The sequence below is a fragment of the Vagococcus elongatus genome (genome assembly GCF_003987645.1).
Taxonomy (GTDB): domain Bacteria; phylum Bacillota; class Bacilli; order Lactobacillales; family Vagococcaceae; genus Vagococcus_A; species Vagococcus_A elongatus.
Genome location: NZ_NGKA01000010.1, coordinates 18,334 through 31,697 on the forward strand (window position 1 = coordinate 18,334; position 13,364 = coordinate 31,697).

Annotated in this window: 12 protein-coding genes and 1 tRNA gene; 3 read left to right on the forward strand and 10 right to left on the reverse strand. The window is 35.9% G+C overall.

The features are described 5' to 3' along the window. Positions 1-44 precede the first annotated feature (44 nt). From CBF29_RS07585 to CBF29_RS07600, 4 genes are all read right to left on the reverse strand, one after another. The gene (locus CBF29_RS07585; protein ID WP_126809161.1) at positions 45-1,712 is read right to left on the reverse strand and encodes a hypothetical protein; all 1,668 of its coding nucleotides are present in this window, start codon (positions 1,710-1,712) and stop codon (positions 45-47) included. Positions 1,713-1,769: 57 nt separating this feature from the next. Continuing rightward, on the reverse strand, positions 1,770-3,863 hold the full coding sequence (locus CBF29_RS07590) for an adhesive domain-containing protein (RefSeq protein WP_126809162.1): 2,094 nt from the start codon (positions 3,861-3,863) through the stop codon (positions 1,770-1,772). Between the two features lie 925 nt (positions 3,864-4,788). Further along, positions 4,789-4,878: transfer RNA gene (locus tag CBF29_RS07595), tRNA-Ser, on the reverse strand. A gap of 593 nt (positions 4,879-5,471) precedes the next feature. Next, complete coding sequence (locus CBF29_RS07600; protein ID WP_126809163.1) at positions 5,472-5,975, reverse strand: carbon-nitrogen hydrolase family protein; 504 nt, start codon at positions 5,973-5,975, stop codon at positions 5,472-5,474. A gap of 422 nt (positions 5,976-6,397) precedes the next feature. Between CBF29_RS07600 and CBF29_RS07605 the strand changes: the two genes are divergently transcribed. From CBF29_RS07605 to CBF29_RS07615, 3 genes are read left to right on the forward strand one after another with little or no spacing between them, the layout of a single operon-like run. Continuing rightward, complete coding sequence (locus CBF29_RS07605) at positions 6,398-7,129, forward strand: methionine ABC transporter ATP-binding protein (protein ID WP_126809164.1); 732 nt, start codon at positions 6,398-6,400, stop codon at positions 7,127-7,129. Then, positions 7,126-7,812, forward strand: a complete 687-nt coding sequence (locus CBF29_RS07610) for a methionine ABC transporter permease (protein WP_126809165.1) — start codon at positions 7,126-7,128, stop codon at positions 7,810-7,812. The genes CBF29_RS07605 and CBF29_RS07610 overlap by 4 nt, the downstream gene beginning before the upstream one ends. A gap of 11 nt (positions 7,813-7,823) precedes the next feature. Then, positions 7,824-8,666 carry a MetQ/NlpA family ABC transporter substrate-binding protein gene (locus tag CBF29_RS07615; protein WP_126809166.1) on the forward strand — a complete coding sequence of 281 codons (843 nt, stop codon included), beginning with the start codon at positions 7,824-7,826 and terminating at the stop codon, positions 8,664-8,666. A 460-nt stretch (positions 8,667-9,126) separates the two neighbouring features. Here the strand turns inward: CBF29_RS07615 and CBF29_RS07620 are convergent, their stop codons facing one another. The 6 genes from CBF29_RS07620 to CBF29_RS07645 all read right to left on the reverse strand — a co-directional run bounded on the left by CBF29_RS07620 (position 9,127) and on the right by CBF29_RS07645 (position 13,326). Further along, positions 9,127-9,834 (reverse strand): hypothetical protein, encoded by a 708-nt coding sequence (locus CBF29_RS07620; RefSeq protein WP_126809167.1) that lies wholly within the window; start codon positions 9,832-9,834, stop codon positions 9,127-9,129. Positions 9,835-10,404: 570 nt separating this feature from the next. Further along, positions 10,405-10,611, reverse strand: a complete 207-nt coding sequence (locus CBF29_RS07625) for a hypothetical protein (protein WP_126809168.1) — start codon at positions 10,609-10,611, stop codon at positions 10,405-10,407. A 166-nt stretch (positions 10,612-10,777) separates the two neighbouring features. After that, positions 10,778-11,020 carry a hypothetical protein gene (locus CBF29_RS07630; protein WP_126809169.1) on the reverse strand — a complete coding sequence of 81 codons (243 nt, stop codon included), beginning with the start codon at positions 11,018-11,020 and terminating at the stop codon, positions 10,778-10,780. 598 nt (positions 11,021-11,618) lie between these two features. After that, positions 11,619-11,978: a hypothetical protein gene (locus tag CBF29_RS07635; protein WP_126809170.1), complete on the reverse strand. Its 360-nt coding sequence runs from the start codon at positions 11,976-11,978 to the stop codon at positions 11,619-11,621. A gap of 33 nt (positions 11,979-12,011) precedes the next feature. Beyond that, positions 12,012-12,623 carry a hypothetical protein gene (locus tag CBF29_RS07640; RefSeq protein WP_245987303.1) on the reverse strand — a complete coding sequence of 204 codons (612 nt, stop codon included), beginning with the start codon at positions 12,621-12,623 and terminating at the stop codon, positions 12,012-12,014. Positions 12,624-12,930: 307 nt separating this feature from the next. After that, positions 12,931-13,326, reverse strand: coding sequence for an ArpU family phage packaging/lysis transcriptional regulator (locus tag CBF29_RS07645; protein WP_126809171.1), 396 nt, complete (start codon positions 13,324-13,326; stop codon positions 12,931-12,933). Between the last annotated feature and the right edge of the window lie 38 nt (positions 13,327-13,364).

A 13,364-nucleotide genomic window follows, 5' to 3' on the forward strand; every position in this document is an offset into this window, starting at 1 on the left:
CCTTTCTGTTTCTGACTCAAAAAAGGAAACTATTCCTCTCACGATTAATCTTCTGATAAAGCCTCAACGATTCCCCGATAATTAACAAAACCAGACAAAAAATGTTCAGCATCATCAATTCGCATTCTGAAACGGTCATGTCTGGCAAAAAATCCATAAGTAATTTTATAAGGTGCTTTGAAAAACATCGCAAATTCTGGAAACATCGTCCCCGTCACCATCTCGTGAAAGGCCCGGTGATGCATGACACTAACAATCCTCTTTTTTCTCTTATAAAATTCTTCATCAGAAATTACTTCCTGCCGATGCTCATAGGTTTCAAGTTTTAACATCATTTTAGCAGCGGCAACTAATAATTCTAGCATGGTTGGATAAGCAGTATCTCTTTTTTCAATGAAATCAATTCTATTCAGAGCATTTTTCATCCCAAAAATAAAATATTCTTTTTTTTGTTCATGCTTCAAAAACTCATTGACAGCGTAACTCAGCCAATGATCATGATACTTTTCATAATTATTTTCCACAAATCGTGTCATCAAACCCTTGGATAGAATAAAAATTTCTTCTTCTTTCATCAGTTCATAGGCTCGCAACAACGAAAAAAGTATCTCCCCATCGTAGTAAATGATTCTAAATTTGTCTTTGACCTCTAAATTTTCATCAAACACATGGATCGTCTCAGCATTTTCAGTAATAAATTGTTTTTCTACTGTTTTGATAAGAGAACGCATCTTGTCAAAAAACTGTGTGTCTCCAGTAATTTGTGTGTATTTAGCAGCGGCTAATATCGCTAGTGCTTGCGCTCCTAGTTTGTATTCTATTTCTCTTCCTAAGTGGTCTTTGATAATTAAGTCCCCAGCCACAGTATCAGAAAGATTTTCAAATCCCCAATGAAGGCCCTGTAGAGCTTTAGCAATCAGCTTTTGATCAGATAATGATTCTCCTGTTTCAAAAAGTGCATACAAAGAAGAAAAATGACGAATCGCATTATAATTCTTGATGATTTTATCATAGCATGGGAAATAACCATAAATAAATTTGCCCTTATCTGATAACTGATGCGACAAAAATTCCGCCCCTTTTGTAACCACCAAATCTAGAGTGTCCTCAAAATCAGCTTTGTCAATAACTCTAAAATGATTCCCAAAACCGTACTCCTTCAATTCATAAATGCTATCATTTTCAATGAAAAATGCTTTTGTCTCAAAGAGGTAAATTTTTGATTTCGAGAGATACTTTAAAGAATAATCCCATGAATGATATTTTTTATTCACATAACTTTTAAAATTTGATAAATCAAAAGAAAGGTTAGGTGGATTTATGCCAATCTTATGATTTTTATCTGGTACTAGAAGGGCATTGGCAACCATCTCCTCTTTCAAGAACAGCCTTTTTTTCAATCCGTCTATCCGAATCCCAAATGTCAGATAATTATTTCGGTTTATCTCACCTATTTTTTCATTCAGTTCCTCGTAGGTGACAAGCTTTTCCTTAACGATTAAGTCTATTCGGACATAATCCATGCCAACCAGTGTACGATAAAATGTGAAAAAATTTTCTAAACTTTTATTTAAGGTTTTTCCATAAAACTCTTTTACCGAGCAGCGTTTTGAAGTTTTTCCATAACTTAAAATAATGATACTTGTTTCGAGGCTTTTGTTAGCAAAAGGCGCAAACAGTTCAGTCAAAGCACTCTCAGATAAACGTTTCATTTTTTCCCTCCCATTTAAAAACGATGAGGGAGTATTCCCTCATCGAAGTATTAAGCCTTATTTTTTACTTTTTTTATTTTTTCTAAATTTCCATAACCCAAGACCAGAAAGGAATGCCAATATACTTCCGTAAATGGATGCTGTATTTTTTAGTATTTCTCCGGTTTTCGGTAATGGTTTTATACCAGATTTAGAGATGATCGGTTTTTTACCACCATCGCTATCAGCATCACCATCTGCGTCAGCGTCAGCATCACCGTCCGCGTCTCCATCAGCATCGCCGTCTGCGTCTCCATCAGCATCACCGTCTGCGTCTCCATCAGCATCACCGTCCGCGTCTCCATCAGCATCGCCGTCTGCGTCTCCATCAGCATCACCGTCTGCATCTCCATCAGCATCACCGTCCGCGTCTCCATCTGCATCACCGTCCGCATCACTATCAGTTTCGACATCTTCTGGAACGATAATGGACACTGAATCACTGACATATTCTTTTTCGCCAGCTAAGACAACAGCAGTGACTGCTAACTCTTCACCTTCTGCCACCAACCCCGGCGCAATCTCAATAATATAAGCACCTGTTTCATCTGCTCTGCCTTGTCCAACAACATTCCCATCCAAATCCCTAACCAAAACTATTGCACCAGGAACCGATTCGCCGGTCACAGTGTAGCCATCAACACTATTTCCCTCAATGGTCGCTGTCGGTGCTTCAACAACGATTCCAGCAACAATGCTTTCAGTTGGCTCACTAGTGCTTTCACCTTCGACTTGGGCTGTTGCGGAAATGATATCGTCTTCAGACAACTCAGAAACATCCGTTTCCCATATCCCATCTTCATCTGCCGTAACGATTATCGGTTCTCCACCATTGACTGTTATTGTCACTGTCGCACCAGGTTCCGCTGTTCCACTGATAGTAGTATCTCCGGCAGCTGCCGGATCAATCACTGGAGCAGCCGTCTGCTCAACTACTTCATCTAACTGGAACCAGATAGCGCTGTTGCTCTCTTCATCTGTAAACAAATTGATATCTATTAAATCAATCTGGGATAATGTTCCCTCGAAGTTTCCTTGATAAACTTCACCTAGATTCGTCGCACCATTTGCAGTTAATCCTGCCCGTGTAGGTGTTTCTACCACGGCCGGAATCGTTACTGTTGTTGCGCCTAGAACAGAAGCACTTGCAACTTGATCTGTGAAATCAGCTGTCTCATTAAAAACTATTTGTGCTGCTTCAATCGTTTCATTTGTTCCGTTTTTTAAGTTATTGACTAAATCTTGAATGGCTGAATTTGCCGCCTCTACGTATTCACCAACAAGGGGAAGCTCAGCGGCTCCGTCCAATAGACTTACCTCGATCTGAGCTGCTTGTAAGTTATCTAAGATTTGATTTACTCGTTGGGCCACGACGATAGCTAGACCGTTGTCTACATCTGCAATAATCGCCTGCTCGTCGTCTGTCAACTCAGCAGGGACTTCAAAATCTGCTTCTCCAAATTGACCTAACTCATTCAATAAATCCAGTTGTGCATAAATTTCATCTAAATTCACCGAAACGATACTGCTCAATGATAAAGCCGCAGCAACGGGATAAACTGGATTAGGTAATCCCTGAATCGTCTCTGGAATATCTAATAATTCTGCTAAATTTCCATCAAGAATTTCATCTATGTCCGCCACAAGAAGACCTACCGATGATAATAATACTTCTGCCACTGTACCAATAGCAGCGATATTTTCTAACTGCAAAGTGACGTTTGTATGTATCATTGCGTTGCCCTCAGGTTGGACGTAGCCTCTTAAGTCTGGAGTAATGCCCACCACAGCAATTTTATTACCATTCAAAACATCTATTGTTAACGCAGTCGTTCCTGTAATCGTAAAGATTACCGAGTTACTCGTCCCCTGAACATAAGGTGTTTCAGCGGAAGTTCCCGAATCGTTGAAACTGTCGATATCACTAAATAATTCTCCCGAAACAATGGAAGCTTCCACTGCCTTCGGGGACAATAACATGGTTACAGGTACTGTTGCAGTACCCGTCATTATGATACCAGTCAACGCAACATTTTTTAGGATAGTTTTCTTTTTCCGGTCACGTTTCTTATGCTTCAGATTCATAATTTGTTTGTAGTCGTCTTTCTTCATTTTTTATTTCTCCTTTAGAAATGGACTTGCGTCTTTTCTTCGTGAGTATGAGCAACACTAACAAAATCTGTTGGGAATATTCACCACTCCCCTCCTTTCTATCCCCAAAGCTTATTGACAGAGATTATATCAACCAATCTAAGTTATGAAAGACTTCATAATAAAATTGAATGCCAAAAATTTATTGCCATTTCAAAATGATGAGTTTATAAATAAGAACATATCTGCAATATCAGCAAACTTCCCGTCCTTCAAACTTCAATATCAGACTTATTTCATCATTTTCAGATGAATTCTATGGCGTAGCAAATTTTTCAGCAACTATGACTATTAACTATCTTGACGTACAACAAACATTCATTTTAAATTCTTTACGTTATTTTATCACTTGTTTTTCGTTTTTACAAATAATGCGTTTTCTGTAATTATATACGATTAAACGCTATTATATAAAGGTTTTTTATGTAGTAGAAATACAAAAAAAACAAATAATATTAATTATTTGTATAGTTATTTTATATTTAATCGAATTTGTTACGTGTTTTTAATCAAAAACAATAAAAGTGGTGGGTTTTTAAAATATGTCTTAAGGTTTCGAATATGTTTTTTTGCTTTTAACCATTAAAAATAAAACAACCTGAGATGCGTGCTCATACATCTCAGGTTATTTTATTATGGTTCATAATATTTATCACTTTACCTTAAGCTGATTAATTGTACTTTGCTGAAAAACTAAGGATGAAATGACTTTATCTGCAAATAATGAAATCTCCATATATGTAATATGTATGACAGTCATTATTTTTAAACATTAAATTGGCCATAAAATAAATACAATTAAGATAAATTCGATATAAAAAAGTTGTTAAACATCAGGCGACTTCATCTTTGCCAACGCTTAAACAACTTCTATAATATAATCAAATGGAAAGTAAGGGATTCGAACCCTTGCGCCGGTTTCCCGACCTAACGGTTTTCGAGACCGTCCCCTTCAGCCAAGCTTGGGTAACTTTCCGTATTAATAGCCTAAAAGCTAAATAAAAAATTAAAATGAAAATCCAAAGTGAATACAAAACAGACAATATCTATATACTTACCTGCCGGTACCTGTGTATTATAATCCCTTTATATTAAGAGAACAAGTCTGTTGACACTCGCTGCGTATAAATATAAAATTTCTATGATTATCCTAACATAACCATTTAATTCAAGCAATATCAAAAATGATTGCTGAAAAAAAAATATTTTTTATCAAGTTGTAGTTTCTATATAAGTAGCAAAATCAGATTTCCCTTCCATCAATCTATATTTTTAAAAAACATTGTGATATTAGGAGTGACTGACATGAAGTTTTGATCGAAAATTAGAGAACCAATAAACATCAAGTTATTAAAAAAACAAAAATAATAGAACCAGACGGTAAGATGCATAGACAATATCTTTCAAGATTTAATTCTTGATCCACTTGTCTACTCCACCTACAATAAACCGTCCGGCTCAAAAGATAATAGTTACACCAAAGAAGAGGCTCTAGTATTATCAATTATTGTTTCGCATTTAACAAATCATACTCTTTAAAAAGAAAAAACATCAATAAAATTACAGTGATTAATCCAAAAATCCATCCCATAATTTTTTGATTTCCTGCCAACTCTCAACCGTTGCTTTCTCACCTTTGTACCGCGCACCCTCAAACTCATGGGAAGGTCGGGTATAAGTTCCTCTGGCAATTAAGAAATCAATGTTGCCACGATAAATGTCATCAGCTTCCTCATGCTGCGCAGGTCCTCTGTCTAACCACAAATTTTTAGGATGTATCGGTTTTTCATACATCTTCTTAAACAATTCCGTCCTCAAATCTTTTAACCAGTTACTATTGAGATTCATTGTTCTGAATTGACGAAGAGCTTCGATATCAATAACTGCGTAAACAATACTGTTGGCATTGTTAGCTTGGTAGGACATGATTTCTCCCCGATAATCGACAATATGCGAGTTGCCTCCGCCAATATTAAAAGGAAACTCGGCTTTCGGATGTGGGTATACAGGTCCTACGTTCGGGGAAAGCATATATACGGAGTTGAATTCCGCATGCCCTTGATTTTGAATCATCCAGCTTCCTCCCTTGCCCGATCCACTTCCTGTCATGAACATTGATTAAGTACCTTCACAACACCTTATAATAACTGTCAAAAAAGGAATTACTGTATTATTTCTATCAGTAATAAAGACAATTCTTGTTTATTAAATCCTTAAATATTTTCAAATGTACCATTCTCATATAAACTCCCCCTGTTAATTTCCCCCATGCTATTTCACACAGATAATATATTCGTACAATATTGTTCATATTTATTGAATGTGTATAAGTGGTATAAAAGCTTGGTATCACCATTTCGCGTACCCCAAATCAAAAAACAAACTAAGAAAAAACTGATATTTAGTCAACGAATTTTGCTAAATTTGTGAAATCTATTAATATAGAGCATGTTACAGGGGACGCCCTGAACGTAAAAAGCCCTGGGGTGATAAGTATGATTAAAATAAAAGGAGTTAGTAAAGAATTTAAGCAAAAGAAAATAAAAATTCAAGCGTTGAGAGCAGTTTCTATGGAAATCCGGCGGCTTGAATTTTTTGGAATTGTAGGAGCTAGCGGCTCAGGAAAGTCCACTCTATTAAAACTAATCAATGGTTTGGATGATTTAACTGCAGGAGAAATCTTGATTGATGGCGATTCTTTAAAAGATATCAATAAAAAAGAGCGTCGTCGAAAGATACAAACAATTGGAATGATCTTTCAGCAGTTTAATTTATTGCAAAACTTAACGGTTAGACAAAATGTCGGATTGCCTTTAAAAGTTCAAGGGAAAAAAAATCCGCAGAAAGTCAAAGAGATGTTGGCTTTTGTGGGAATGGAGGAACACATCAATAACTATCCCAGTCAATTAAGCGGCGGACAAAAACAACGGGTGGCGATTGCCAGAGCTTTAACGACAGCACCGAGCATTTTATTATGTGATGAGCCAACTTCTGCATTGGATGAACATAATGGTCATGAAGTGATGAAACTGTTGAAAAAAACACAAGAAGAATTTGGTACAACCATTGTTTTTGTCAGTCATGAACTAGAATTGATTAAACAGTGGTGCAATCGGGCAGCAATTTTGGAAGAAGGTCGGCTTTTAGCTATTGTAGATGTGTCGAAAAATCAGGTAGTAAACTCAGAAACGTCCTACTACCAGAAAGCGATGGACTATTTGACATGAGTAGTTATTTGGCAATTTTGGAAGCCTATCAAGGAGAGATGGCATTGGCTCTAGGTCAAACACTGATGATGATCGTGATTTCAATGAGTGTAGCGTTGTTGATTGGGCTGCCCATGGGGACCGTTTTATATTTGCGGACGATTCACTTTTTCCATAGCAAGCCGCTGCTGATACTCAGTCGTCTGGTTAATCTCTATGTAGATATTGTGCGCTCTTTTCCTTTTTTGCTTTTTGTGGTGTCGATTATCCCTTTTACACGTTTTGTTTTAGGTACTTCTTTTGGAACGATGGCAGCGGCATTCCCACTGTGTTTCGTTGCCACCGCTAATTACGCGCGAATGTCTGAGCAAGCTTTATTAGATGTGCCGCGTGAAACACTGGAACTTTCTAAATCATTGTGTGCCACTACTTGGCAATTAATTTTTCACTTTTTGTACGTGGAAGCAAGGTCGGGTTTAGTATTAGGGTTTACGACGGTTACTATTGGGATGATTTCATATTCAACTATCATGGGAGTGGTTGGCGGTGGAGGAATCGGAGATTTTGCCATCCGCTATGGTTATCAATCCTATGAGTACGAATTAATGTATACAACAATTGTAGTGATGATTGTCAGCGTCGTCATGATCCAAACGATGGGGACGCTTTTAGCCAGTCATTTAGATAAACGAAAAATATTTTAAGGAGAATTCAAATGAAAAAATGGTTAGTAGGCCTAGGATTAACAGGAATGGTTTTATTTTTGGGGGCGTGTGGTGCGGCATCTAAAGCTGATAAAAGCACGAATGACTCCGGCAGTAGCGTAAAAGAAGACAAAGTGATCACAGTTGCCTCAGCACTAGACTCTGCTGAAAAAATCCTAAAAATTGCCAATGAGGAAGCTGAAAAAGAAGGCTATACAATTAAGATGGTTCGCGTCAACGACAATGTGCAATATAATACTCTGTTAAACAATAAGGAAGTAGATGCGAATTTCTCTCAGCATGAACCTTTCATGAATGATTTTAATAAAGCTCACGATGGAAACTTGGTAATCGCACAGAAAGTTTATGATGCGAAAGTCGGATTTTATTCGAAAGACTACAAAACGATTGAAGAATTACCAGAAGGAGGCAACGTCGCTGTTCCTAATGATGCTTCGAATCAAGGCCGTGCTTTAGCCATTTTAGATGACAAAGGCTTGATCAAATTAAAGGATGGCGTTGGCTTTAACGGGACAGTCAAAGATATTATCGACAATCCTAATCAGTTTGAGTTTGTAGAACTAGACTTATTGAATTTAGCATCAGCTTATAATGAAGAAGGTATGGTACTGGTTTACAACTATCCTACTTACTTGACAAAAATTGGTCTGACGCCAGCAGATGCAATATTCTTGGAAACACCGAATGATAATCATTTTGCCATCAGCGTTGCCGCCGGAGAAGACAACATTGATTCTGAAAAAATCAACGTATTGGCCAAGTCAATCGCTTCTGAAGCAGTACGCAAGTTTCTGGTAGAAGAAGAGGGAGTTTCGTTGATTCCATCGTTTTAATTTTATGATTTAAGAAATGAGAGAGAAGAAAATTCACTCTCTTTTTTTGTATGCATTGAAAACCATCTGTGATACTGGTGAGCAGAGGATTAGTCTATCGTCAATCCAGAGATAGCGAGGTAGATTTAAAATTGGCGAGATAAAAAAATAGAGATGATAATGAGTATTTACACACATATTACTGAGATTGACATAAATAAAGTGCACAATCTATTTGCTGATTATGTAAATTTCTAAGTCGTAATTTAAGTATATTTTCTAAGAAACAAAAAGGCTCCGAATGCTGATTCAACAGCATTCGGAGCATATATTCTACTTTACCCCACTGACCCTTCCATTTAGAGAAATGATTTACGAACAATCCTAATCATTGTTATATAGCGACTTTGAACAGTTTTTTCACTTTTAAATAATCAAGTATTATCAACAATTTAAACAAATAGATAGCATAAAGATAGTATTATTTAGCTGGGGGCAAAGTAGTATTGAAACTTACTTTTATGTACATTATATCTTTTTTCTTCCTATAAACTAAAACCTCATATAATGCATTATTAAAATATTTTATTTTACTTAGTTTTGGTTCTACAAAAAATAATGTCAATGCGTAATAAATAATACATACACCAACTACGATTAATAAGAAAGCTATCGTTGCCATTACATAACTATTTCTTTCTAAATTTTTTTGTAAATTATTTTTGAATAAATCCCATATCTCTTTTGAAAAAAACAAAAATAATGAAAGGTAAAACGTTGTGAATAATTTAAAAAACCAATCAAATTTTTTGTTTTTTTCCTCTTTAAATTCACTATCTAACTCAACATTTTTTTTAATAATTTGTTGAATCATTTCATCATCATATCCCATTTCAGCAACTTTCGTATCCAATTCTTTTATGTCGTCTTCTTTTGTATTAGAATTACTTTGTTTACTAATAACACAAGCTGTTATCAAAAATACAATAACAAATATAGCCAAAATTTCAACTAAATAATCGGTTAGTGGTTTATACAATAAGGCTATAACTGTCAAAGCATACATACTTATTGTTAATATTAATAAAATTTTTAAATACAGCTTTGCTCCTTTAAACAAACCTCTAACAGTGTATTTACTAATTATTTTTTTATACTCCTCATAAATTTCTTTTGAATAAAAATCCAATATAATCACTCCTTTTTCTTATATATTATACACAAAAAAAACACTCCGTTAGAAGTGTGATATTTTTGAGTCTCATAAGTTAGTTCAAAGTAAGCATTTATGATCTTCATTTTCCACTTTTGGGGAAAATTCTAACCGGGAACATTGCCACTACTGGCAACAGCATAGAAATTTCCGATGCTGTGTTAACCCTTATACTTAGTTAATCATAGATATTCAAAGGTGTCTGTTCTTCAAGAATATCAAGGCTTTTCTTACTAGATGTCTCTTCTATCCATTCTGCCGCACAAAGCCACAATATGCGTAACTCACAATATTTTAGATAGTATTGCATTCAATTACGCAGCGCAATAATCTATCACCTCACAGAATAAATGCGGATGATCGGAAATTCAGCAGCCCCGTCTAGGCATGCACAAAAATGTGCAGTCCTAAAAAAGATGTAACAACGAAAATCTTCAACATTCTTTCACTGTTTGATAGCGCAGAGTTGCGCCACCATATTTTGAGTCCGTTCCACGATATAGTTAGATAAACTTATACGTAAGAAGCACCATGCTAAAATTTCACTTAATACTTTCTTTCAAAATAACCGTCTGGAATTTCTACAGGCGTATTTTTTTCAATTAGATCATGAATAAATCGAGTCAATCGTTTGGCTCCCTCAACTGAAACATCATATTCATTGTTTTCAGTAATATGAGTATATTCATAAAAAGGAAATGGCTGTTTAAAATACTCTTTGTATTTTAATATTGCTTTTTCAACTAATTCCATTGCACCCTGCTCACAATGTAGCATTCAGACCAGTCCTTTCTTGCTTTAATAAAGTATACCAAAAAAGCACCTCGAAAAGAGACGCTTTCATTAATAATTATCTATTCTATTCATAACCAAACATGGACTTTATAATCTCTTCTTACTTAAAAGCCGATCTAAACCTTTAAAACATAATACCCTTCCACATTTCATCTGATATTTCTTCGATAGGCGTATTGGTATCAATAGCCTCTTGGACATCTCGAGTCATGGCTTTCACACCCGCTTCTAACTCATCCGGGTTGCCAATTATGGTGACTGGGTCCCACCAACCGATTATTTTATCAGGTATGTCTGCGTTGAAATGATCCTTATAAGCTTTTTCTAACCGTTCAACTTCTTTGAACAACTTGTCTATTCTGTCCATTTCATCACCTCAATATCAGTATACCAAAAAAGCATCTAGAATGAGATATTTTAATATCACCCTACTCTTTACTCCTGTACTGCTGCATATACTTTTTCATGTAATCCGGATTGTCTGACTGCCATTGTCGTTGTTTGTCACGTCTTGCAACACGTCTGCATTCATCGCTACAATAGCGTTTTGAACTGACAACCGTATGGAATAAAAGACCGCATACAGCGCACTTTTTACGGCTCATAGCCTCACCTCACAGCCTTTGTATTGTCCTTGGTGTCATGTTAAAATAGGGGGCGTGAGAAAAAATGTACAGTGACTGCTTGAAGTCCGGCTGCGAGGACGGGGAGGGGGATAGCCCCCTCTTCTTTTTTTATACCTTGCTTTGTCCACAGCTTCTTTACTTACCTAAAAAAAGTATTTTATTAATTCTTATTTTATTTCTTCAATGTGTCGATCAATGTTTGAAGCTGATAAAGTAATACACTTCCCTATGTTTAGTTCAACAATGTATTTTTGTATCAAGATTATATTGCACTTGACTCTTACCTAGAATAGTCCCTAAATAAATTCCCATCACTCTGCTGACTACTCTTAAACTCTTTCATTTTTTAGTTAATCCCAGACCATCTAACAAACTTCTATAAGCATTGTCCATTTGTTTTGTATGCTCTGACTTAACGCCCTTACTCTCATACTTGGCTTCTACCTCGGCAATAGCCTTTTCTTTCTCAGCTTCTATTTCAATCGCTCGCTTTTTTTCATTCTCTTCACGCTCTGATTTCAATGCTTTCATGAAAAGTTGTGTGGAATCACGCCGTTTCTTTTCTGCCTTAACTCTAATGCTTTCCCAATTTTTTCGAACCTGTTCTGCCTGTTCCGCATTTTTCTTATCAACACGTTCTTGCATTCCTTTTAAATCAATGTACCCGTCCTTTGTATCAAATATATTTTTATCAGACATTCTTATTCTCCTATCATACATTTATTTGAATTGCTATTTCAAAAATCTCATTCTAGGTTGTTCCGGTTCTTCTCCTGCTCGTTTTGAAAACTCGGTTCCTTTTATTGTAAGATTATAAAAACCATGAACTGTTTCTTGGTACCTATAATTTTTATCAGACGACCAAGTCGTAGTCCCATCCCCTAATGGAATCTTCCCTTCTGGTTCTTTGTATACCTTACGTTGCAATAAATGCATCAACTCATTGGCTTGATTTGATGTTTGAATAGACTCTTCTGAAATTTCTCTTAATTCAGAAATCAAAGCTACTGCTCGTTCATTTTGTTCTTCATGACTTGCATCGGCTATTTGAGTAATTTCAGTTAGCAACTGATTGTACTCCTCTTTTGTAACCAGCTGTTCTTGTTTCAGTTTGGCTTGTTGTTTTAAATACAATTCTTTTGCATGTTTAGCAGACCAAATATTGTTCTTAGCTTTGTTATATTTATCTACATCAACTTCTGCTTCTGCGGCTAATAATTCAGTATCTGCTTGTTTCAATGCTTCTTGTGCTTCTTGAATCTTTTCTTCGTACTCTTGAATCTCGGCTTTGTTCTCGTGTAATTTCGCTTTCAGTAATTCGTCAATTTCATTTAATGTTTTCATTGATTATTCTCCTTTAAATTATAATTTGTATTAATACTGGCTTACTTGTTGATTGTCTCGCTTCTTATTTTCGCCCTTCTGCTCATTGAAATAACCCCTTCGATTAGTTTCAAATACCTAAGATAATCGCAACCTATTCCGACACCTTCTAAACCTTTGTAGCTGTAAGGCTGACAACACTTTTTCTTAAAGGTATTGAATTGCCTATTTTTATTGCTCTTTTTCCTGAAAACATCTAAAATTTAACAGTAGATTTCATTCGTTTTCCTACTTTCAATCATGGCCTATATAGTTCAGTCAAAGCCTATCACTCCATGACGAGTAACTTCCCATTGTCATAAGCTTCTGCAAAATGAACTAAAGCTTCTGACTTGATTGATGATATCCTTGCAGTTGAATAGTAATGGTTCAACTTTGCAGCAATGGCCGGAATCGTGTACTTTTCAATCGAGCAAAAGGAATAATAGAGTATTAACCTTTGCGAATATTCCAAATCTACGATTGCTTGATCTATTTTGTTTCTTTCCACTAGCGCCCTACTGCGGAGTGTATTTTCATCTTCTTTTTTAATATCTGCCTGATAAGGTGTGTCTATTGTTTTAGCAGTTAAATCAATGCTCGTTTTTCCGGCAATCCTTTGGAATCGTCTATACTGTGACAAAACTTCTTTGGCTCTTTGTTTTGTTGCGGTTGTATTTATCAATCTCTCACCTCCTTTTTTTAATGCTGACCCCTGTAGGA